The sequence below is a fragment of the Paraburkholderia sp. TE9906 genome (assembly GCF_056279605.1).
Genome location: NZ_JBWCCT010000005.1, coordinates 42,277 through 63,908, shown reverse-complemented (window position 1 = coordinate 63,908; position 21,632 = coordinate 42,277). Strand labels below are relative to the sequence as shown.

General features: G+C 64.2%; 16 protein-coding genes. 4 read left to right on the top strand and 12 right to left on the bottom strand.

Annotation, left to right across the window (positions count from 1 at the left end; translation table 11 throughout):
• Positions 1–38: 38 nt before the first annotated feature.
• Both ACZ9H4_RS14375 and pdeR read left to right on the top strand, forming a co-directional pair.
• The gene (locus ACZ9H4_RS14375) at positions 39–4,760 is read left to right on the top strand and encodes a DEAD/DEAH box helicase (protein ID WP_476119316.1); all 4,722 of its coding nucleotides are present in this window, start codon (positions 39–41) and stop codon (positions 4,758–4,760) included.
• A gap of 218 nt (positions 4,761–4,978) precedes the next feature.
• Positions 4,979–6,982 carry a cyclic di-GMP phosphodiesterase gene (pdeR, locus tag ACZ9H4_RS14370; RefSeq protein WP_408153210.1) on the top strand — a complete coding sequence of 668 codons (2,004 nt, stop codon included), beginning with the start codon at positions 4,979–4,981 and terminating at the stop codon, positions 6,980–6,982.
• 40 nt (positions 6,983–7,022) lie between these two features.
• Here pdeR and ACZ9H4_RS14365 read toward each other — a convergent pair whose 3' ends face one another.
• From ACZ9H4_RS14365 to ACZ9H4_RS14355, 3 genes are all read right to left on the bottom strand, one after another.
• A complete protein-coding gene (locus tag ACZ9H4_RS14365; RefSeq protein ID WP_408328675.1) occupies positions 7,023–7,913 on the bottom strand; it encodes a crotonase/enoyl-CoA hydratase family protein in 891 nt (296 codons plus the stop codon).
• A 469-nt stretch (positions 7,914–8,382) separates the two neighbouring features.
• Entirely contained in the window at positions 8,383–9,486 is a 1,104-nt protein-coding gene (locus ACZ9H4_RS14360) for a malate/lactate/ureidoglycolate dehydrogenase (RefSeq protein WP_476119315.1), read from the bottom strand.
• 83 nt (positions 9,487–9,569) lie between these two features.
• The gene (locus ACZ9H4_RS14355) at positions 9,570–11,033 is read right to left on the bottom strand and encodes a M20 family metallopeptidase (protein ID WP_408144862.1); all 1,464 of its coding nucleotides are present in this window, start codon (positions 11,031–11,033) and stop codon (positions 9,570–9,572) included.
• Positions 11,034–11,209: 176 nt separating this feature from the next.
• On the opposite strand from ACZ9H4_RS14355, the gene ACZ9H4_RS14350 reads away from it, so the two are divergent.
• Complete coding sequence (locus ACZ9H4_RS14350; protein ID WP_408144860.1) at positions 11,210–11,521, top strand: superinfection immunity protein; 312 nt, start codon at positions 11,210–11,212, stop codon at positions 11,519–11,521.
• Positions 11,522–11,629: 108 nt separating this feature from the next.
• Here the strand turns inward: ACZ9H4_RS14350 and ACZ9H4_RS14345 are convergent, their stop codons facing one another.
• The 4 genes from ACZ9H4_RS14345 to ACZ9H4_RS14330 form a co-directional block, all read right to left on the bottom strand.
• Complete coding sequence (locus ACZ9H4_RS14345; protein WP_408328673.1) at positions 11,630–11,902, bottom strand: YodC family protein; 273 nt, start codon at positions 11,900–11,902, stop codon at positions 11,630–11,632.
• A gap of 470 nt (positions 11,903–12,372) precedes the next feature.
• Positions 12,373–13,980, bottom strand: a complete 1,608-nt coding sequence (locus tag ACZ9H4_RS14340; RefSeq protein WP_476119314.1) for an MFS transporter — start codon at positions 13,978–13,980, stop codon at positions 12,373–12,375.
• Positions 13,981–14,011: 31 nt separating this feature from the next.
• Positions 14,012–14,650 carry a TetR/AcrR family transcriptional regulator gene (locus tag ACZ9H4_RS14335; protein WP_476119313.1) on the bottom strand — a complete coding sequence of 213 codons (639 nt, stop codon included), beginning with the start codon at positions 14,648–14,650 and terminating at the stop codon, positions 14,012–14,014.
• Between the two features lie 177 nt (positions 14,651–14,827).
• Positions 14,828–15,253, bottom strand: coding sequence for an OsmC family protein (locus ACZ9H4_RS14330; protein ID WP_028194665.1), 426 nt, complete (start codon positions 15,251–15,253; stop codon positions 14,828–14,830).
• 374 nt (positions 15,254–15,627) lie between these two features.
• Here ACZ9H4_RS14330 and ACZ9H4_RS14325 point away from each other — a divergent pair, with 374 nt between their 5' ends.
• Entirely contained in the window at positions 15,628–15,936 is a 309-nt protein-coding gene (locus ACZ9H4_RS14325; protein WP_476119312.1) for a DUF4148 domain-containing protein, read from the top strand.
• Positions 15,937–16,143: 207 nt separating this feature from the next.
• On the opposite strand, the gene ACZ9H4_RS14320 is transcribed toward ACZ9H4_RS14325, so the two are convergent.
• From ACZ9H4_RS14320 to ACZ9H4_RS14300, 5 genes are all read right to left on the bottom strand, one after another.
• Positions 16,144–16,698: a carboxymuconolactone decarboxylase family protein gene (locus ACZ9H4_RS14320; protein ID WP_408153321.1), complete on the bottom strand. Its 555-nt coding sequence runs from the start codon at positions 16,696–16,698 to the stop codon at positions 16,144–16,146.
• Between the two features lie 35 nt (positions 16,699–16,733).
• Positions 16,734–18,062: an aspartate aminotransferase family protein gene (locus tag ACZ9H4_RS14315; RefSeq protein WP_476119311.1), complete on the bottom strand. Its 1,329-nt coding sequence runs from the start codon at positions 18,060–18,062 to the stop codon at positions 16,734–16,736.
• Between the two features lie 5 nt (positions 18,063–18,067).
• Entirely contained in the window at positions 18,068–19,099 is a 1,032-nt protein-coding gene (locus ACZ9H4_RS14310) for a C45 family autoproteolytic acyltransferase/hydolase (protein ID WP_476119310.1), read from the bottom strand.
• A 150-nt stretch (positions 19,100–19,249) separates the two neighbouring features.
• Positions 19,250–20,104 carry a MurR/RpiR family transcriptional regulator gene (locus tag ACZ9H4_RS14305; RefSeq protein ID WP_408144842.1) on the bottom strand — a complete coding sequence of 285 codons (855 nt, stop codon included), beginning with the start codon at positions 20,102–20,104 and terminating at the stop codon, positions 19,250–19,252.
• A 441-nt stretch (positions 20,105–20,545) separates the two neighbouring features.
• Positions 20,546–21,382, bottom strand: coding sequence for an alpha/beta fold hydrolase (locus tag ACZ9H4_RS14300; RefSeq protein ID WP_408144840.1), 837 nt, complete (start codon positions 21,380–21,382; stop codon positions 20,546–20,548).
• Positions 21,383–21,632 lie beyond the last annotated feature (250 nt).

Here is a 21,632-nt window from a genome sequence, read left to right as displayed (position 1 = left end):
CTCTGGATATGGCACGCCACGCCCCCATCTACGCAAGCATGACTTCGGCCACGACTTCCGCCGCGCTGGACGCGGCTTCCGGTTCCACGGCGGCGCATTACGCCGTGGACCTCGCGTCGGCGACATCGACGCACCGCGCGCTGGGCGACTTCCACCCGGCAGTCGCCGCATGGTTCCTCAAGACCTTCCCCGCCCCGACCGACGCGCAAGCCGCCGCGTGGCCGCAGATCCGCCGGGGCCGCTCGACGCTCGTGGCCGCGCCGACCGGCTCGGGCAAAACGCTCACCGCGTTTCTCTCCGCACTCGACGATCTGGTCCAGCAAGGCCTCGCCAACGGCGGCGCATTGCCCGATGAAACGCTGGTGGTCTACGTATCGCCGCTGAAGGCGCTCTCGAACGACATCCGCCTGAACCTGCAGCTGCCGCTGCAAGGCATCGCCGCCGAACTCGACGCGCGCGGGCTGCCGCCCCTCGATATCCGCACGGCCGTGCGTACCGGCGACACCACACAGCAGGAACGCAACGCGCTGAAAAAGCGCGCGCCGCATATTCTCGTGACCACGCCGGAATCGCTGTACGTGCTGCTCGGTTCGGACTCGGGGCGACGCATGCTGGCGACGGTGCGCACGGTGATCGTCGACGAGATTCATGCGCTCGCCGGCAGCAAGCGCGGCAGCCACCTCGCCCTCAGCCTCGAACGTCTCGACGCGCTGTGCCAGCGAAATTTGCCGCGCATCGGGCTGTCGGCGACACAAAAGCCGGTGAGCGCGGTCGCGCGTTTTCTCGTGGGGGGTGCGAGCATCGCTAGCGGCATCCCGGCCGATTGCGCGATCGTCGACGTGGGCCACGTTCGCGCGCGCGATCTCGCGCTCGAAATCCCGCCGGTGCCGCTCGAAGCGGTCATGCCCAACGAAGTGTGGGAACGCGTCTACGACCGCCTTGCCGAGCTCGTCGCGATGCACCGCACCACGCTGGTATTCGTCAACACGCGGCGCATGGCCGAGCGCGTCGCGCGTCATCTGACCGAGCGGCTCGGCAAGGAAATGGTCGCCGCGCATCACGGCAGCCTCGCGAAGGAACATCGCTTCGACGCCGAGCAGCGCCTGAAACGCGGCGAGTTGCGCGTGCTGATCGCCACCGCTTCGCTGGAACTCGGCATCGATATCGGCGACGTCGATCTCGTCTGCCAGATGGGTTCGCCACGCGCGATCGCGCCGTTTCTGCAGCGCGTCGGACGCTCGGGGCATCACGTCGGCGGCATGCCCAAAGGGCGGCTCTTTCCCACCTCGCGCGACGATCTGATCGAATGCGCGGCGCTGCTCGACTGCGTCCGGCGCGGCGAGCTCGACGCGCTGCGCATTCCGCGCGCGCCGCTCGATGTGCTCGCGCAACAGATCGTCGCCGAAGTGTCGAGCGCCGAGTGGAGCGAGGACGCGTTGTTCGCGATGCTGCGGCGCGCGGCGCCGTACGCGGACCTCGAACGCGACCAGTACGACGCGGTGCTGCGCATGCTCGCCGAGGGCTACACGAGCCGCAATGGTCCGCGCGGCGCCTACGTGCATCGCGACGCGGTGAGCGGCACGTTGCGCGGCCGGCGCGGCGGCAAGCTGGTCGCGGTGACCTCGGGCGGCACAATTCCCGAGAACGCGGACTACGCGGTAGTGCTCGAACCGCAGGCGATCAATATCGGCACCGTCAACGAGGATTTCGCGGTCGAGAGTCTCGCCGGCGACGTGTTCCAGCTGGGCAATGCGTCGTACCGGATTCTGCGCATCGAGAGCGGGCGCGTGCGGGTCGAGGACGCGCACGGGCAGCCGCCGAATATTCCGTTCTGGCTCGGCGAGGCGCCGGGGCGCAGCGATGAACTGTCGTTCGCGGTGGCGCGCTTGCGCGCGGAGATCGGGCGTTGGCTCGAGGGGGAGGATGTTGAAGCGGCGGTGAGTGTGCAAGCGCAGACGGCGGCTGGTGCGAATGCGCGCCCAGCGCAAACCGAAGCAGCGGCAAGTGCAAAAGCGTGCGCGGCGCAAGCGAGCTCAGGCGCGGCGACGCGAGCAAAAGCCAAAGCGAACAGCAAAGCCGCAGCACGTGCAGAGGCCAAAGCAGAAGCAGCCCCCGAACCCGGCGCCGGCCCCGGCCCCGGCCCCGCGACGGCAAGCTTGTCCACATTCCCAGCCCCGCCAAACCCTGCCCCCACCGCCGAGTCCCTCGCCACGCGCATCGAGCGCGCCGTCGGCGGGTTAATCGACACGCTGGATCTCGACGAACCCGCCGCGCGCCAGATCGTCGACTACCTCGCGCGCGCCCGCGCGGCGCTCGGTGTGCTGCCCACACAGAACACGCTGGTGATGGAGCGCTTCTTCGACGAATCCGGCGGCACGCAGCTCGTCATCCACGCGCCCTTCGGCAGCCGGGTGAATCGAGCCTGGGGGCTCGCGTTGCGCAAGCGCTTCTGCCGCACCTTCAATTTCGAACTGCAAGCGGCCGCCACCGAGGATGCGATCGTGCTGTCGCTGACCGGCAGCCACTCGTTCGTACTCGACGATGTCTGGCGCTATCTGCATTCGAACAGCGCCGAGCATCTGCTGATCCAGGCGCTGCTCGACGCGCCGCTGTTCGGCGTGCGCTGGCGCTGGAACGCAACCACCGCGCTCGGCTTGCCGCGCTATACCGGCGGGCGCAAAACCGCGCCGCAACTGCAGCGCATGCGCAGCGAAGATCTGCTTGCGAGCGTGTTCCCCGAGCAGGCCGCGTGTCTGGAGAACGTGGTCGGCGAACGCGAGCTGCCGCGTCATCCGTTAGTCGACCAAACTGTCGACGACTGCCTGCACGACGCGATGGACAGCGAACGCTGGCTTGCGCTGCTGCGCCGGATCGAACAGGGCGAGGTGCGGCTGGTCGCACGCGATCTGCCCGCCCCTTCGCCGCTCGCCGCCGAAATCCTCAACGCGAAGCCCTATGCCTACCTCGACGACGCGCCAATCGAGGAGCGCCGCACGCAAGCCGTCCTGAACCGACGCTGGACCGACCCGGCCAGCGCCGACGATCTCGGCGCGCTCGACGCCGATGCAATCGACAGCGTGCGCGACGAAGCGTGGCCGCAGGCGCGCAACGCCGACGAGATGCACGAAGCGCTGACGGGTCTCGCCTGCATCGCCGAGGCCGAGGCGCGCGCCTACGATGGCTGGCCGGCGTGGCTCACATCGCTGGCCGAGTCCGGCCGCGCCACCCGCCTGCAGATCGCCGACGATGCCGCCGTGTGGCTGCCCGCCGAGCGCCTCACCGCCTTTCAGGCGCTCTACCCCGACCTGCCGCACACCCGCTATACGCCGCAACTCACGGCGCCCAAAGGCTACACGGACAGTTGGAGCGCCGACGACGCGCTGCTCGACATCCTGCGCGCGCGCCTGACCGGCTTCGGCCCGCTGCCGGTCAGCGAGATTGCACGGCCGCTGAGCTTGCCGGCGGCGTCGGTCGAACAGGCCTTGACGCGTCTCGAAGCGCAAGGCTATCTGATGCGCGGCCGCTTCACGCCGCAGACCGCCGAGGAAGAATGCTGCGAGCGCCATCTGCTCGCGCGGATTCATCGCTACACGGTGAAACGCCTGCGCCGCGAGATCGAGCCGGTGGAGCGGCACGACTTCATGCGTTTTCTATTCGAGTGGCAGCATTTGACGCCGGACACGCGCAGCGAAGGCCGCGACGCGCTGGCCGCCGTGCTCGACCAGCTCGAAGGCTTCCAGGCCGCGGCAGGCGCATGGGAGGAAGACATCCTGCCCGCACGCGTGAGGGCCTATGCGAATACTTCGCTCGACGAACTATGCCGCGCCGGCAAGATCGTCTGGACCCGGCTCACCGAACGTGCGCGCGGCGCCGCCGGGCCGATCCGCAGCACGCCGATCGTGCTGCTGCCGCGCGCCCACGTGCGCACATGGAGCGCATTGCTCGATCCCGCGAGGCAAGTGGAGTTGTCCGCGCTCGCACAGAGTGTCTACGACACGCTCTCGCAGCATGGCGCCATGTTCTTCGACGAGTTGCTCGCCGACGTCCGCGTGCTACGGATGGAACTGGAAAATGCGCTCGGCGAACTGGTCGCCGCCGGCCTCGCGAACTCTGACAGCTTCGCGGGCCTGCGCGCCCTCCTCAAACCGGTCGCCAAACGCAATGCGTTTTCGAGCAGCCGGCGCGCGCGCGCCAGCGCGCTGATCGGCGGGATGGACGACGCGGGGCGCTGGGCGCTCGTGAGCCGCCGCCCGCTTGCCACCGACACGGAGGCGCCGGAGCGCCGCCGCCAGTTGCCGCCCGAGGTGCTGGAACACGTCGCGATGACTTTGCTGCGCCGCTATGGCGTGGTGTTCTGGCGCCTGCTCGAACGCGAGGCCGAATGGCTGCCGCCATGGCGTGAGCTGCTGCGCGTGTTTCAACGGCTCGAAGCGCGCGGCGTGATTCGCGGCGGGCGCTTCGTCAATGGTCTCGCCGGCGAGCAGTTTGCCTTGCCCGAAGCGATTCCCGTGCTGCGCGAAGTTCGACGCCATGCGAACGACGGTGCGTTTGTGTGCGTCGCCGGCACCGATCCGTTGAATCTCGCGGGGACCCTGCTCGTCGGCGAGCGCGTGCCGGCGGTGGCGGGCAATCGGCTGTTGTACCGCGACGGCGTCGTGGTGGCCACGCTGGTGGCGGGGAAATTCTGGTTCGACGCATCGCTGGAAGCGCATCCGGCCGGGCGGGAGCAGGCCCGCAGCTTGCTGGCGCGCCGGTTCTAGCAGGCTTGAACCGGCGTGACTGGGGGCGCGCGTGCAGGTGCGCGTGCGCCCCCAGTCACGCCAAAGCAAACTTAAAGCACACGATCACCCGACCGTTAATGTTTATAAGCCCGAATTCCACCGCTTCGCTACAATGTGGCCAGTCTTAAGCACGTTAAAGACTGTCTGCCCCCTCGCGCCTTGACGGGGACAACCGGCAGACATCGCCCGGGGATCTCATGAACGACGACCAACACGACCAGGTGCTTTATGCCCAGTTCGGCACAAGCAGCCCTTGCTGGCGTCTGTCGACCGACAGCAACGCACTCGAACTCACGCCCGTCAACGGCGATGCGCCTGCGAACGTCGCCATTGCGCTGAATCCTCAACAGGCGTCGCAAATCCGCTGCCTCACCGGCGCAACCTCGCACATTGTCGTCGACGTGCGCATGTTCGGCGAACCGTTGCGCCTGCATCTCGTCGGGAAAAAGCTCAGCGGCAACACGTGGGGCGGCACCGCCTCGGCCTACGACGACACCGAATCCGTCGCCCGCGACCTGGTTCACAGCCTCTCATTCGCCGAGCAGGTGGTCTCCGAAGTCAATTCGGTCGTGGTCATCGTCGACCGGCACGGCCGGATACAGCGCTTTAACCGGCTCGCCGAAGAACTCACCGGGGTCAAGGAAGAGAACATCATCGGCCGTAACGTGTGGGCGCTGTTCATGTCGTCCGAAGACGGCGTGGCGTCCAGTCAGAACATCGCGGGCTTCTTCAATCGCGGCGTGTCGTACGAAGTCGAACGGCGCATTAAAACGGTGCATGGCGAACGGCTGTTTCTGTTCCGCAATAAATTCGTCCAGAGCGGCAGCGGCGTCGAAGAACAGTTCCTGATCTGCTCCGGCACGGATATCACCGAGCAACGGCTCGCGCAGGACCGGCTCACCGAACTCGCCAATACCGACTCGCTCACCGGCCTGGCCAATCGCAACGCGATCCAGGACAAGATCCGCGCGGCCATCGAAGAAGCCGGCCCGAACGAAGCGGTCGGCGTGCTGTTCCTCGATCTCGACAACTTCAAGAAGGTCAACGATCACTATGGCCACGTGTTCGGCGACCGCCTGATCAGCGACGTATCGGCGGCCATCAGCACCTGCCTGAACGAAGGCGACGCGCTCGCGCGCCTGGGCGGCGACGAATTCATCGTGCTCGCCGCCAAAGGCACCGCGCACGGGCTCGAAGCCACTGCGCAACGCATTCTCGAACGCATGCGCACACCGTTCGCGGTCGGGCTCGTCGAGGTGTACACCGGCTGCTCGATCGGCATCGCGCGCTATCCGGAACACGGCGACAGTCTCGAGTCGCTGATCCGTTCGGCCGACACCGCCATGTACGTCGCCAAGGACGAAGGCAAGCGCACCCACCGCGTGTTTTCGGCGGACATGAACCGCCGGGTCGCCGAGTACATGTGGCTCGACACCAACCTGCGGCGCGGACTCGATGAAGGCCAGCTGACGCTGCATTACCAGCCCAAGCTGTCGCTCGCCACCGGCACCGTGCAGGGCGCCGAGGCACTGGTGCGCTGGAATTCGCCGGAGCGCGGGCAGATCATGCCCGCTGAATTCATCCGTTATGCTGAAGAGTCCGGGCTGATCGGCGTGCTGGGTCGCTGGGTCATGGAAACCGCCGCGAAGCAGGCCGCCCGCTGGAAAGCGGCTGGCTACAACCTGCGCATCGCGATCAACGTGTCGGCGCGGCAACTGGTCGACACCGCCGTCGTCCGGCATTTCACCGAGGCGTTGCAGCATGCGAATCTCGATCCCTGCCTGATCGACCTCGAACTCACCGAGAGCTGCCTGATCGAGGACGAAGCGGCCGCGATCGATCTGATCAAGCAGTTCCGCCAGCTCGGCGCGCAGGTGCATCTGGACGACTTCGGCACCGGCTATTCGTCGCTGTCGCAACTGGGCCGCATTCCGCTCGACGTCATCAAGCTCGACCGCAGCTTCGTGCGCTCGATCAATGCCGACACCAAAGCGCAGGCGCTGGTGCGCTCGATGGTGGCGGTCGCGCAGGAGCTGGACTTCAAGGTGGTCGCCGAAGGCATCGAGACCGAATCCGAAGAGATGTTCATGAAGGGGCTCGGCGTCGATTACGTGCAGGGCTTCCTGTATGGGCAGGCCATGCCCGCCGCCGAATTCGAACGCTGGTTGCAGGACAGGCAGAAACTCAGACTGATCGCCTGAGCTTCCGCGTCGGCTCGACGCAATGACGAGCCGGGTCGGTTCAGGCGAAATCGGCCGCGCTCGGCGCCGCCTGACGGAGATTCGACGTACGGCGGCGGTTCTGCAGCATCACCAGCCGCTCCATGAACGCGAGGTCCTTCTCGTCGATCGTGAAGGCGGCGTTGACCCAATCCTCGGTAATTTCCATCAGCTCGGCACGCGAGAGTTGCAGCACGCGCTGACGCGTCCGCAGCATCGCGCGGATGCCGTTCATCTTCGGCTTCAAGGTGTCGATGAAGGTGCGCGTGGCCAGATAGGCTTCACCCGGCTCGAACAACTGGTCGACCAGGCCCTTGCCGAAGTGCCATTCCGCCGTATGGGATTCGCCGACGCCGATCAGTTCCTCGGCGAGACGCATACCTGCCTTGCGCGCGACCAGCGAATAACCGCCCATGCCCGGGAACAGATTGAATGCGATCTCCGGAAAGCCCATGCGCGCGTCTTTCTGCGCAAGCAGGAAATGATGCGCCAGCGCGGCCTCGAAGCCCCCGCCGAGCGCCGAGCCCTCCACCATCGCAATCGAAATCGCCCCGGTATCGAAACCTCTCGCCGCCGCATGCACGCAATCGACGCAGGACCGCGCATAGGCCATCAGCGCCTGGCGCTTGCCGGCGCGAATCGTCTCGGCGAAGAAGTCGAGATCGCCGCCGACGTTGTACATGGTCGGAATCAACGAACCGGTGACCCAGAAATCGATCGGCAAACCGGAGTCTCGCGCCTCCTGCGCGAGCCCCAGAATATCGTGCACCAGATCGAGATTGAAACAGGGACGCGGTTGGGCGCGCAGCATCATCCACATGACGTTGCGGCCTTCTTCGTAGTAAGCGGAGATTTGCGAAAGATTGCCCGCTTCGAGGAACGGACGACAGGCGTGGTGGTTATGCAGATTCATTTTGATCGGTCCTTTAGGGTTAAACACGGGCATTGCAATGCGAGCCTAAAACAGACCGGAATCGGATGGGAGCGGGGTAACTAACAGATGAACGCAAACCGGCGTAGAAGCCGCGCCGGCAGCGACTCGACGGCTGGAAAGCGCGATTGTGAAATACCGGCAGGCGCAAACGCTTGCGCACCGTAAATGGGCAAAAAAACTGTGGAAAACGGCGTGCTACGCCAGTTAATTAGCGAGCAAACAAATCGGCATTTTTTGCTGAGTCAGGTGAATAAAAATAAATACGGGTCGATGGGAAAATGCAATCGATATTAAAGCTCTGTCATGTTTGCTCTTTATTATTTTTTGCATGTCGGTTTCTATAGCCAATATGCATATTCAAACATGAACGGCAGGGATAGAGAGCCGCTGCAATGAGCCACAACCGCCTCATGCGCACGATGCCGGGTCGGCGCATGCCGCCTCCCCTTTACCGCAAGCAGGTAGACCAGCGCCCCGCCTTTTCTTCGCTCATGCCGACCGCCAGCGCCGCCTCGTAAATCTGCGTCCACGTGGCGGGGTCGACCGGGATGCCTTCGGCTTCGCGTTGTGCGCGTGTCACGCGCTCGGGCTCGCCAGGTTCGTAGATACGATCGGTGCCCGCCGCCAGCGGCGAGGCCTTCACCCACTCGATGAACGCATCGGCTTCGGCTTGCGCGTCGGGGGCGTCGAAGGCGGCGGGATCGATGATCACCGACAGCATGCAGTTGATGATCGCGTTGGTCGTGCCGAGCGTTTCCGTGTGCGTCGTGAAGCCGCCTGACAGCGCGCCGCCGAAAATCTCGCACATCGCCGCGAGCCCAAAGCCCTTGTGACCGCCGAACGGCGTCAGCGAGCCGAACGGTTCTTCGTGCATGACCTTCGGTTCGAGCGTGGGAAACCCTGCGTGATCGATCAACGCGCCGGGCGGCACATGCTTGCCCTGGTTGTACGCGACGCGCGTCTTGCCGTAGGCCACCGTGCTCGTCGCGAAGTCGAGCACGAGCGGCGGCTTGCCGGGCCGCGGATAAGCCGCGCAGAACGGATTCGTGCCGATGCGCCGGTCCGCGCCGCCGAACGGCGCGACGAGCGGATCGCCCGCGACGTTGACGAAGTGGAACGACACGAGCCCGGCGCGCGCGCACTGTTCGGCCCAATGACCGATGCGGCCGATGTGATGCGCGCCGCGCAAGCCGATAGCGCAGATGCCGAGACGTTTGGCGCGTTCGATGCCCCACTCCATCGCCTCGAACGCAACCACCTGGCCGAAGCCCTTGCCGCCTTCGACGGTCAGCACCGCGCCCGCATCCTTCACCACTTCGGCATGCAGGTTCAGTTGCAGTTGCGCGTCGGCGAGCGACGCGACATAGCGCGGGATCATGCCGACGCCATGCGAGTCGTGTCCGGTCAGATTCGCCGCCACCAGATGATCCGCGACGAGCGCCGCTTCGCGCGGCGTGCTGCCCGCCTGCACCCAGATCGCCGTCACGTAGGCATGCAATTGATCGGCCGGAATCCGGAGGGTGGCGGGACGGGAAGTCTGGTTATCGGTCATCAATGAGTCGGTTCAGGAAAATCGCAAGCGATGGGATGCCGCTCACTCTCTTTCGACGAGTCGAGCAAGCGGCCGGACCGCGCTCAGGGCGCAGCGGCAATCACTTCCGCCACCGCGGCCGTGAGCTTCTTGCCGTACGGCACGTGCAGGAACTCGTTCGGGCCATGCGCGTTCGACTTCGGCCCGAGCACGCCGCACACCATGAACTGCGACTTGGGGAAACCCGCCTTCAGCACGTTCATCAGCGGAATGGTGCCGCCCTGCCCCATGTACGCGACGTCCGCGCCGTAGTGCCGGCGCGACGCGTCGTTGAGCGCCGTGGCCAGCCACGGCGCGAGGTCCGGCGCGTTCCAGCCACTCGCCGCACCGGCGTCGGGTTTGAACGTCACTTTCGCGTTGTACGGCGGATCGAGTTCAAGCAGCGCCTTCAATTCGGCGACGGCCTTTTCCGCTTCGATCAGCGGCGGCAGACGCAGCGACAGCTTGAACGCGGTGCGCGGACGCAGCACATTGCCCGCGTCGGCGAGCGCGGGCAAGCCGGCCGCGCCCGTCACCGACAGCGAAGGGCGCCACGTCGAATTGAGCAAGGCCTCTTGCGGATCGGTAGTGGTGGGCAGCACCTGGCGGCCGTCCTGGCCGCAGGCCCACGGCAGTTTCTTCCAGACATCGTCGCCGAGAATTTGCGCGGTGGCTTCCGCTTCACGCAGACGGTCCGCAGGGATCGGACTATGGAAACCCTTCGGCAGCAGCGTGCCGTTGGCGGCATCTTCGAGCCGGTCGAACAGTTGCCGCATGATGCGAAAGCTCGACGGCGCGATGCCGCCGTAACCGCCCGAGTGAATGCCTTCGTCGAGCACCTGCACTTCGAGGTCACCGGCGACAAGGCCTCGCAGCGACGTAGTGAGCCACAGTTGATCGTAATTGCCCGCGCCCGAGTCCAGGCACACGACGAGGCCGACCTTGCCGAGCCGCTCGCGCAGCGCGTCGACGTACGGCAGCAGATCGTAGCTGCCCGATTCCTCGCAGGTTTCGATCAGACCGACGCAACGCGGACGCTCGATGCCTTGCGCGTCGAGAGCGGCGAGCGCCGTGATGCTCGCGTAGATCGCGTAGCCGTCGTCGGCGCCGCCACGGCCGTAGAGCTTGCCGTTCTCGAACTTCGGCGTCCAGGGGCCGAGGTCGTTGCGCCAGCCGTCGAACTCGGGCTGCTTGTCGAGGTGGCCGTACAGCACGATGGTTTCTTCGCTGCCCGAGCGGGTCGCGGCGGATTCGAAGAAAATGACCGGCGTGCGCCCGGGCAGGCGGATGACTTCGAGCTTCAGACCGCGCACCGGCTGCTGCTCGGCCCATTGCGCGGCGTCGGTGATCACGCGTTCCAGGTAACCGTGTTTGGCCCAATCAGGATCGAAGGCCGGGCTCTTGGCCGGCACCGCGATGTAGTCCGTCAACGCGGGGACGATCTCGTCGTTCCACTTGCGGTCCACGAATTCGCGAAGCGTGTCGGGATTGATGCGTTGAGCCTGCTGGGTCGTATCGTCGGAGATCATGATGGCGGTCCTGGCGGTTCCGTTCGGTCGAAACGACCATGATAATCCTGATGCACGATCGGCTGAACCCTTTGACGACCACACGGCGTCCCGCGCTGCACCTCCCGAGTAACCCCGCTGCGCAAACGAAACATTCGCGCGACAATCGTGGCATGCATCGCGCATCGGAGTTGTTCGTGGCTGGCAACATGCTCGTCCAGATCATCGCCGCGGGGTTCGCGCTGGCGCTGTACTTTCTGCCGGCGGTTCTCGCGGACCGGCGCAAGCGTCACGACGCCCTGACGCTGGCGCTGTTCAACGCCTGTCTGGGCTGGACCGTGCTGGGCTGGCTGCTTGCGCTCTACTGGTCGTTGCAGCCGAACCCGCCGAAAAACCTCGCGGGGGAAGTGCTGCAGACGCGCAAAACCATGCGGATGCGAGCGTTCTCGTCAGCGCTGATGCTGCGCGTGCACAAACGCGCCTCGGTGCGAGACGATGCAGAGAGTTGATTCTTTCGATGCGCCCAGCCTGCCAGGCTGGATAGCCAATGGCGGCCGGACGTGGATAGCCGAACAGGCGGCCGCACGACGGCCGCCGCGTGCTTCATTCAGCTGGATTCAAGCCGCGCGGCCAATCTGTTGCCAGCGCACGGAGCCGGCCGGAATCGAGCGAGGTTCGGCACGGACGTTCGCGGGCGCGAACATCTCGCGGCGCAGTTCGCCGTATTCGTCGAACCACTCGCAGATCAGCCAGTCGCCGGGATTCAGCGCGACCGGACCTGAATAGGTCACGGTCATGCGTGGACCCCCGTCCTTCAACGTCACGACATCGCCCACGCCGTAACTCGCGGTGGGTGGTGTCTGGAGTGCGTCAATGGTAGCGGTTAGCATTTTGTTTCCCCTACGGAACCGTTGAGCGTGATTAAGTCATTGCGCCGGGATTCTCGACATTAGACCTACTGAGGGAAGTCTCTAAAGTGTGCCAAGATTAACAATCGAAATTAACTGCGGCAAGTTCTTTTTAGACATACCGTTTTCAGCGTCGCTGAAATGTCCTTCCATCCTGACCTGCGCGCTTCGAAACCAGGAAAATCCCTGAACATCGCCGCAACCCCGGCCCCATGCGGCACCGCACGATGGCACCATTTACCGCGGGCGAACCCGGGCGCAGTAGAAAATGCGCCTCGCATTCTTCATATCTAAAGCGCTGCCAAATGTCGCACCAGTTTCACGGAAATAAGAGTTACCTGTGAACGGGTAACTCACCGGTAAATAAGCCGGCTTCTATTTATGTTTTTGTTTAAACGTGCACGATAATGCCGGTAAACCACCCGTTGAAAACGATTACCAGTCGCGGATTTTCAAACCGGTTGCACCGAACGGTATAGCGCCAGTTGCTGATGGCGCACCAGAAGCACGCTCAAACCGATGCAGACGAACATCAGCAGCGCATTGATCGCCAGGCTGATCTGAAACGCCTGCGCGTACGCGGCGGGCGCCGCGCTGCCGCCGATCGCGCCGAAGAACGCGCCGCTGATGGCCGCCGTGCCGAACGCCGAACCGATCTGCAGCGTCGACGACACCACGCCTGAGGCCAGCCCCGCCTTCTCCGGCACGACTTCGAGCAGCACGATGCGCATGATCGACGGCAGCAGCAAGCCGTGACCGACGCCGGCGCATACGAGCCCGCAATAGAACAGCAGGTCCGGTGTGGCCGATTGCGTGGCCGACCAGCCGGTGACCGTGAAGCCGACCGTCATCATCGAAAAACCGAGCGTCAGCACATGGCCGCCGATGCGCTTGACCACGGCGGGCGACGTCAGCGGCCCGACCACGAAGCCGAGCGCGAACGGCATGATCGCCATGCCGGAGGCGAGCGGCGTCCAATGCAAACCTGTCTGCAGGAAAATGCCGTAGGTGAGGAAGAACGCGCTATTGCAGTAGAACAGGAACGCGAGCACGAGCCCCAGCGCGAAGGCCCGATTGCGGAACAGTTGCAGATCCACCAGCGGATGGCCCCCGCCGCGCTCCACGCGGCGCTCGGTCGCCACGAACAGCGCGAACGCGGGAACCGCGAGCGCGAACATCGCGAAGGTCCATGCGGGCCAGCCAGCTTCGCGGCCATGCGTCATCGGGTAGATGATCAGCAGCAGCACCGCGGACAACAGCGCGACACCCTTCACGTCGATGCCTGTGCGCGTGGCCGGTTGATTCTCCGGCACGAACTTCCACGTGCCGAGAAACGCCGCAATGCCGATCGGAATATTGATCAGGAAGATGATGCGCCAGTCGAGCCCGAACGGGTGATACGTGATCAGCGCGCCGCCGCCTAGCTGCCCGACGATCGACGACAGCCCGAATACGAAGCCATACAGACTCATCACCTTGGTCTGCTGATGCAGCGGCACGACCGCGCGAATGGTCGCGAGCACTTGCGGTGCCATCACCGCCGCCGCGATGCCCTGCACGATCCGCGCGATCACCAGCATATGGCCGCTGGTCGCAAAGCCGCACAATGCCGACGCGATCACGAAGGCCGCCATGCCCGTCATGAACATGCGGCGGCGCCCGTACAGATCGCCGAGGCGTCCGCCGGTGATCAGCAGTACGGCGTACGCGGACGCGTAGGCGGACACCACCAGCTGCAATTGCGCGTCGCTGGCGTTCAGGCCGGTGTGGATCGACGGCAGCGCGAGGTTGACGATGAAGTAGTCGAGTGGCGCAAGGAAAGCGCCGACGAACAGCACGGCCAGCGCGAGGCCCTGGCGCTCGAAGCGCGGCGCGGCTTTTTCCGCAGCTGACGCCGATGCCGATGCCGATGCCGATGCCGATGCCGATGCCGATGCCGATGCCGTGGGTGCCGCCGCCATGCCGGCCGCCACCGCGCCGGGGCACGTCACGACGCCCGTGCCGCCGCTGGCGCATCCGACGAGTGCCGCTGGAGCAGACTTGATCGCATCTCTATTCATGACTGACCGTTCAATAATTTGGCAAAAAAATTTAGACGAGTGCGCGCATCGCGACGTCCACTATTCCGATGAGCGCGTCTTCCTTGTGGGCGACCCGCCCCAACACGCGCAGACCTTGCATCACGCACAGCAGAAAATCGCCGACGGCTTTTTCATCGAGCGTCGAGTTGAATGTGCCGCTCGCCTGGCCGCGAATCACGGACGCTGCCAGCAGCGTCGCCATACGGCGCTGGATCGCCGCGACGCGGGTGCGCAGTTCCTCGTCGCCCGGCTGCATTTCCAGGGTGGTGTTGGTGATGAAGCAACTGCGTTCGCCCGTCAGCGCGCACGCGACCCGCGCGTAATGCAGTAAGGCGCTGCGCAGCGCCTCTTCGGCCGGCACCGGCGCGTTCAGCCGCTCGGCGAGCCGCGCGACCGAACCTTCCGCGTAGTGATCCAGCGCGGCGAGCATGATGCCGTGCTTGTCGCCGAACACGCCGTACAGACTGCCGCGCAAGAGGCCCGTGGCTTTACAGAGGTCGTCGATCGACGTCGCATGGTAGCCGTGGTTCCAGAACACCTGGCTCGCGCTCTTTAGCACGGTGTCCGTGTCGAACTCGCGCGGCCGGCCCCGCGTACACACGTCGCCGCCTTTTTTCGCGGATTGCTTGAGATGGCCCGATTGCTTCATGGGCTGGATATTATGACTAACCGTTCAACAAATCAAGGCCGGGTTTTCGTAAGAAGCGGCAAGGGCAGCTAGACGGGATGCCGGGCGGCGCGCAAAAAAGCCGGCGGCGGGCTTGGCCCGCTCACCGGCTTCGTCGCGCGGCGCCTGCCGGAAACCGGCAGAAACGGGCGCGAGAACTCAGGTTTCGAGCTTCGCGTCCATGGTGATCGTCGCGTTCAACACCTTGGACACCGGACAACCCGCCTTCGCATCCGCGGTGGCCTTTTCGAACGCGGCCTTGTCGCCACCGGGAATTTTCACCGCCACGTCGAGATGCACCGCGGTGATCGTAAAGCCGCCGCCGTCCTTGTCGAGCGTGACGGTTGCCGTGGTGCCGATGCGTTCGGGTGTGATGCCGGCCTTGCCCAGTTCAGCCGACAACGCCATCGAGAAACAACCCGCATGCGCAGCCGCGATCAGCTCTTCCGGATTCGTGCCGATGCCGTCCGCGAAGCGCGTCGAAAACGAGTACTGGGTCTCCTTGAGGACGCCGCTGTCGGTGGAAATCGAGCCTTTGCCGTCTTGCAGGCCGCCTTGCCAGACTGCCGATGCCTTGCGCTTCATTGCTCTCTCCTGTTGGGTGCCCTGCTTCGCGCGCTTGCCGACCGAAGATGATGCCCGCCGCGACGGTCTCGCCCGGATGTTTCGCGGCTCAGGCATCGGTCGTCTCCTGGGAGACTTCCTTCGGGCGTGTCGCGCGGCGCTGCAGGCGCGGGCGTGGACCGAACTTCATCATAGGCGCTTACGTGTGCCAGCGTCGTGACGATCCACCGGTCGAGCGCGCTGAAACCATGTTCTGCATTACATCAAAATCCGTAATAATTTTTCCTGGCAAACGCTCTTTTTTGCCGACCTCGTAAGAAATAGACTTGTTTCAACGGATCGGGCCTGGTGATTCCAAACCGATCTCTCAACAATCGAATATCTTGGAGGTCATCATGAAATCGCTTCTTTCCGCAGTGGTCATTGCATCCGCTCTCATCGTCCCGGCTGTTTCTTCCGCCCAGCAGTCCAATGGTCCGGTTACGCGCGCGCAGGTGCGCAGCGAACTCGTCGCAGCGCAAAAAGCGGGCCTGGTGTATCAGAACGACACCGAGTATCCGAAGACGGTGCCGCAAGGTGACGCAGCAACGCTTGCCTCGGCACAAGGTTCGAAGGACGTCGGCGGGGTGAGCGGCGGCTCGTCAGCAGCCGGCGCGCCGTCTTCGGTGCAGCAACGTCTGTTTTCGACGTATCGCGGGCAGTAAGGCGCAGGGCCGCGAGGGCCGTGGCGTCACGCAGTGGCACGGCAGGTAAGGTTGTAGCGGTAGGCGGAGAAACGCCCCGGTTGCGAGATTCGCAGCCGGGGCGTTTCGTATTGTGTGCTGTGTGGCGTGTGGCGCCAGCGCGGCTGGCAGGATTAACCCAAGTTGTCGCGTGAGAAGCCTCTCGCGCCAACTCCCTCTCTGCGCCGCCTACTCGGCGAACGGCAAACTCTCCTGCCCCAGTGCCCGCATGCCGAACACGTTCAGCGTCATCGCAACGAGCGCGTAGTAGCCGAGCAGGCCCACCAGGTTGATCACCACCTGATGCCCGAATCTGTCGACCGCCTTCACATAGGTCGCGTCCGACACCCGCTTCGTGTCGTACAGCTCGCTCGCGAAGTCGTGAATCAGCGCGTCGTCGGCGTCCGCGAAATCCGGGCGGCGTCCTTGACGGATCGCGTCGGCGTCCGCGTCGGCCACGCCTGCTTCGAGCGCGATCGGATAGTGGATATACCACTCGGCCTGCGCCTGCCAACGTGCGGCGGTCACCAGAATCGCCAGTTCCGACAGACGCAACGGCAAGCCGGTCCGGTAGCGGCAGAACGCGCCAAGGCGCTGCGCCTGCTGCGCGAGTTCCGGGCTATGGATCCAGCCGAGAAACGGCCCGTTCAGATTGCCGCGCGGGCCGGACAGAATTTCATCCAGCACGCTCTTCTGTTCAGGCGTGGCGGTGGACTGGTCGAAGTGAGGCAAACGCTCGGTCATCATCGTTCTCGCGGGTGGCGGTGTAGTCGAAAGGCTCAGACGGTGGACAATGCGCCGTCGATCGCGTCGGCCAGCCGGCTGACGATCTCGTCGATGTCGCGCTCGGTGCAGCTGAACGGCGGCGCCAGCAGCACATGATCGCCGATCTTGCCGTCGACGGTGCCGCCCATCGGATACACCATCAACCCCCGCGTGAACGCTTCACGCCGGATCGCCGCGTGCAGTTTCAGCCCGGCGTCGAATGGCGTTTTGCTCGCGCGGTCCCTGACCAGTTCGACACCGACGAACAGCCCTCGCCCGCGCACGTCGCCGATATGCGCGTGCTGCGCGTAGTGCTCGCGCAGCCGGCCGCGCAACTGCTCGCCGCGCGCCTGCACGTTGGGCAATAGCCCATCTTCGGCGATCACGCGCTGCACTTCGAGCGCCGCCGCGCACGCGGTGGCGTGGCCGATATACGTGTGACCATGCTGAAAGAAGCCCGAGCCGCCGACGATCGTCTGATAGATCCGCTCGCTCACGAGCGTCGCGCCGATCGGCTGATACCCGGCGCCGAGCCCCTTCGCGATAGTCAGCAGATCCGGTGCGACGCCGTCCTCTTCGCACGCGTACAGGAAACCGGTGCGGCCCATGCCCGACATGATCTCGTCGAGAATCAGCAGGACCCCATAACGATCGCACACCGCGCGAATCTTGCGGAAGTACTCGCGCACCGGCGGCACTGCGCCGGCGGTCGCGCCCACCACCGTTTCCGCGACGAACGCGGCCACCGTATCGGCGCCGAGTTCGAGAATCTTCTGCTCGAGTTCGTCGGCGAGCCGTTGTGCGAAGGCCGCTTCGGTTTCGTCGGCGCGCTGCTCGCGGTACGCGTAACAGGGGCTCACGTGATGCGCTTCGATCAGGATCGGCAGAAACGGCTCGCGCCGCCATGCATTGCCGCCGATCGCGAGCGCCCCCAGCGTATTACCGTGATAGCTCTGGCGACGCGCGATGAAATGGCGGCGCTGCGTTTCGCCCTTCTCAACGAAGTACTGACGCGCCAGTTTCAGCGCCGCCTCGATCGCCTCCGACCCGCCCGACACGAAGTACACATGTTCGAGCCCGGCCGGTGCGCGCGCCACCAGATAGTCGGCAAGCTCCTCGGCGGGCTCGGTGGTGAAGAACGACGTGTGTGCGTACGGCAGCTGTTGCGCCTGGCGTTTGATTGCGTCGATTACCCGCTGATTGCTGTGGCCGAGACAGGACACGGCTGCGCCGCCGGACGCGTCGATATAACGCTTGCCGGCTGAATCGACGATTTCGATGCCGTCGCCCGCGACAGCGACCGGCAGAGATTGCTTCGGTGAACGATGAAAGACGGTTGACATGATTTTCAGTTCCTCGTAATTGCGCGAGCGATGAAGGTGTCGAATGCGCAGTGCGCCTGCCGATAGACTTTCATCGACACACCCGCGTCACCGATCTCGAAGAGCGCAGTGGCAAGCGTGTTTTCGTCGTCGGGATCGCGCGGATCGTCGCGGTAGATTGGCAGACCCGATGGCGCGCGATCATGCAGCACGTCGAGCAACGCGGCGGGTTGCACGGGCGTGACGAGCGTGGGCAGCAAGGCATCGACACGCAATTGCCTATCACGCGATGAATCCGTGACGATTTGCGCTTCGGCTTCGCAGCCCGTATGAATCATGTGATTTGCGTGGCCGGCGAGTCCGGACACGCTTTGTACTGAGCAGCGCCGCGCGCTAGCTTCGACGCTGAAGAGCCGCGCGTCGCCCGCACAAGCGAGCGTGTGATGAAAACCGCTCGCCGCCGGCACGGTGCGCAGCATGTGCAACGCTTCGTCGAGCGAACCGGCGTCGAGCACGGCTCGGGCGAGGATCATCCGGGGCACGCCGGCAGCGGGCTCGCGAATGCGCAGATTATTGATTGCCTGCGCGATACCAGCGCGGCTCGCAGCGAAGGTGTGTCCGGGCAGCGACCCAGGGTAATAGAAGCTCACGAAGCCGGGCTTGCCGGCAGGCCGGACCTCGACCAGTGCACAGCGCTCGCGCAGAAAGGGGTCGCCGTCTTCGTTATGCGCGATGAAACGCTGGTCGCCCGCTACAGCCGCCAGCGTGGTGCAACCGTCCGGTGCGTGATGGATCAGTTCGCCGCGGCAGTTCCAGAGAAACAGGTCTTGCGCGGGCCAGTCCAGCACCGCCGCCATGCCGTCGAGTTCGGCCAGCAACGCCGGATAGTGCGCGCGGGCCGCATCACGTAGCGTCTGCACGAACGGCTCGCCGCGCCAGTGCCGGACCGCGTGCCACGCGGTGCTCTGCTCCATGTACCCGGCGAACACCGGCCTCGCGATTTCGCCCAGCCGATAGCCGATGTCATACGGCTCCCCGCTCACCTGAAAAAGACCCATCCCCTGTTTCGACGCCACGGCTCGCACCCATTCAACAATCGGTACGCATTTATACTTCCAAACAACATTTGTTGTCAAACGAACCGATGCTGATTCAGATGAAGCGGTCGTGCTCCGCCAAAAGTCCGGGTTCGTTTCAGACGGAAACGCTCAAGGCACGTACGCGCCCTTCGCGTGCAGGGACTGCTCGGCGATCGCGAGCTGCTCGACGGCGCCCGCGCCTTCGAGCGCGAGTAGATGCGCGACCAGCGATTCCGCAATCGCGGTGGCCGCCACCAGCGACGGAAAGAACGACGGGCTCTCGTGCGAAAAGATCAGCGCCTTGTCGGCGTTCAGCGCGATCGGCGAAACCGCGCTGTCGGTGATCGCAATCAGCTTGCTGCCTTTTTCCAGCGCGGCCTCGGCCACGCGCGCCGCTTCGACCGAATACGGCGCGAAACTGATGACGATGGTCGCACTGTCGCGCTCGACCGTGCGCAACTGCATTTCGAGCGTGCCGGCCTCGCCGTTGAGCAGCGACACCGATGACCGGAACAACCGGTAGCCGTACACGAGCCCGAACGCCACCGCGTAACAGGAGCGAAAGCCCGCCACGTGCACGTGCGGCGCGCGCCGCAACAGCCGCGCGGCTTCGACGATCACGCGGCCGTTATGCGCGGCGGTGACATCGAGGTTGTGCTGTTGCGCGATCAGTAGATCGTTCGCCAGCGCATCTTTCGATTTGACCAGCGAACGCGCGCGGCTCGTAAGCGGCTCGGGCCGCGTGCGCACGCGCGCGACGAACAGATTACGCAATTCGTTCCAGCCGGGGAAACCGAGTTGCTGCGACAGGCGCACCAGCGAAGCCGGCTGCACCTGGGCGCGCTCAGCCACTTTGCGCATCGACGAGACCGCGACTTCGTCGGGATGATCGAGCAGAAAACCTGCTCCCATCTGGAACTGTGGACTCAGTTCGGAGAACCGCGCCCGGATCAGGGCAGCGAGTTGGTCGAAACTGTCTGGCATGCGATGATCGGACGAGCCGCCGGTAGGGATGACAACAAATGTTACCACCGGGGCCGAGGGGGTCAACAGGGCTGTCTGCGGGTGGGTGGGTTGCAAACGACTTCTGGCCTGTCGCGAATATGGCCGCGTGTGACGCCTGATATTCGCCAGGGATAGCGGTTAGCGCTTCACTTCGCCATTAACGGGTTTTGCGCCATTGAAGAAAGTTACCAAAGTGGTTTCGTCGCAGTCACGGCACAAATCGGAGATACCACCCTTTGAAAATCAACCACTTATGAAAATCAGTTGCAAACAGGAGTGCCGAATCGACAATTGGCGACCTTAATGGTCGGAAGAATCGCATTGCAATCGAGAAAATCGCGTAGGACGCCCGGCGGCCCGATAACGCAATGATTGAAGAAGCGAACCGGGATTGTTCCCGGCTCGCTCGGGTCGCTACGTTTACGCCTGAACGAATGCAAGCAGGTCCGCGTTGAGGACGTCCGCGCTAACTGTCAGCATGCCGTGCGAAAAACCGGGATACGTCTTCAGCGTACCGTTCTTAAGTAACTTGATGGACTTCAACGCTGCATCGGCGATAGGAACAATCTGGTCGTCCTCGCCGTGCAGAACAAGCGTCGGCACTGTAATCGACTTCAAGTCGTCGGTCTGGTCCGTCTCCGAGAATGCCTTGATTCCCTCGTAGTGAGCTTTGGCGCTGCCCATCATGCCCTGACGCCACCAATTCTGAATGACGCCTTGATGCACCGTCGCGCCTTCCCGGTTAAATCCATAAAACGGGCCCGTCGGCAAATCGACGAAGAATTGCGAACGGCTAGCCGCCAGCGCACTACGCAAGCCGTCGAAAACCTCAAGGGGTAAGCCCTCCGGATTTGTCTCGGTCTTCAGCATCAGCGGGGGCACCGCACTGACGAGCACCGCCTTTGCAACCCTTCCTGCAGGCTCGCCGTGTTTCGCAACGTACCTGGCAACCTCCCCGCCGCCAGTCGAGTGTCCGATGTGGATTGCGTTCTTCAGGTCGAGCGCTTCAACAACCGCAAACGCGTCAGCGGCGTAGTGGTCCATGTCGTGGCCGTCTGAGACCTGACTGGAACGCCCATGACCGCGCCGGTCGTGCGCGACGACGCGATACCCCTTCTGAACGAAGAACAACATCTGCGCATCCCAGTCGTCCGAGGACAGCGGCCAGCCATGATGAAAAACGATGGGCTGCGCGTCTTTTGGACCCCAGTCTTTGTAGAAAATCTCGACGTTATCTTTGGTTGTGACGAACGGCATGATAATCCTCACTCGTTAAATGTTTTGGAGCAGGATGCCCGCGCAGAGAAACTTTCTGCGCAAGCTTCAACGTTCTTGCAGGAAGGACAAACGAGATAGCTGGCTCTCAATCGAAATCTCACTGCATGAAGAGCCGACGACGGGCCGCCCGGAAAACACACGAGGCGAGCACTAGCCGCGTGCGGGCCGAGTTGGATATTAGCATTAGCAAAGCCGCATGGTCTGCCCTCGTTGCATCCAGCATGACGCC

Coding starts and splice junctions, on each gene's coding strand:
- ACZ9H4_RS14375 (WP_476119316.1), top strand. CDS start 39: ATGACTTCGGCCACGACTTCCGCCGCGCTGGACGCGGCTTCCGGTTCC.
- pdeR (WP_408153210.1), top strand. CDS start 4,979: ATGAACGACGACCAACACGACCAGGTGCTTTATGCCCAGTTCGGCACA.
- ACZ9H4_RS14365 (WP_408328675.1), bottom strand. CDS start 7,913: ATGAATCTGCATAACCACCACGCCTGTCGTCCGTTCCTCGAAGCGGGC.
- ACZ9H4_RS14360 (WP_476119315.1), bottom strand. CDS start 9,486: ATGACCGATAACCAGACTTCCCGTCCCGCCACCCTCCGGATTCCGGCC.
- ACZ9H4_RS14355 (WP_408144862.1), bottom strand. CDS start 11,033: ATGATCTCCGACGATACGACCCAGCAGGCTCAACGCATCAATCCCGAC.
- ACZ9H4_RS14345 (WP_408328673.1), bottom strand. CDS start 11,902: ATGCTAACCGCTACCATTGACGCACTCCAGACACCACCCACCGCGAGT.
- ACZ9H4_RS14340 (WP_476119314.1), bottom strand. CDS start 13,980: ATGAATAGAGATGCGATCAAGTCTGCTCCAGCGGCACTCGTCGGATGC.
- ACZ9H4_RS14335 (WP_476119313.1), bottom strand. CDS start 14,650: ATGAAGCAATCGGGCCATCTCAAGCAATCCGCGAAAAAAGGCGGCGAC.
- ACZ9H4_RS14330 (WP_028194665.1), bottom strand. CDS start 15,253: ATGAAGCGCAAGGCATCGGCAGTCTGGCAAGGCGGCCTGCAAGACGGC.
- ACZ9H4_RS14325 (WP_476119312.1), top strand. CDS start 15,628: ATGAAATCGCTTCTTTCCGCAGTGGTCATTGCATCCGCTCTCATCGTC.
- ACZ9H4_RS14320 (WP_408153321.1), bottom strand. CDS start 16,698: ATGACCGAGCGTTTGCCTCACTTCGACCAGTCCACCGCCACGCCTGAA.
- ACZ9H4_RS14315 (WP_476119311.1), bottom strand. CDS start 18,062: ATGTCAACCGTCTTTCATCGTTCACCGAAGCAATCTCTGCCGGTCGCT.
- ACZ9H4_RS14310 (WP_476119310.1), bottom strand. CDS start 19,099: ATGGGTCTTTTTCAGGTGAGCGGGGAGCCGTATGACATCGGCTATCGG.
- ACZ9H4_RS14305 (WP_408144842.1), bottom strand. CDS start 20,104: ATGCCAGACAGTTTCGACCAACTCGCTGCCCTGATCCGGGCGCGGTTC.
- ACZ9H4_RS14300 (WP_408144840.1), bottom strand. CDS start 21,382: ATGCCGTTCGTCACAACCAAAGATAACGTCGAGATTTTCTACAAAGAC.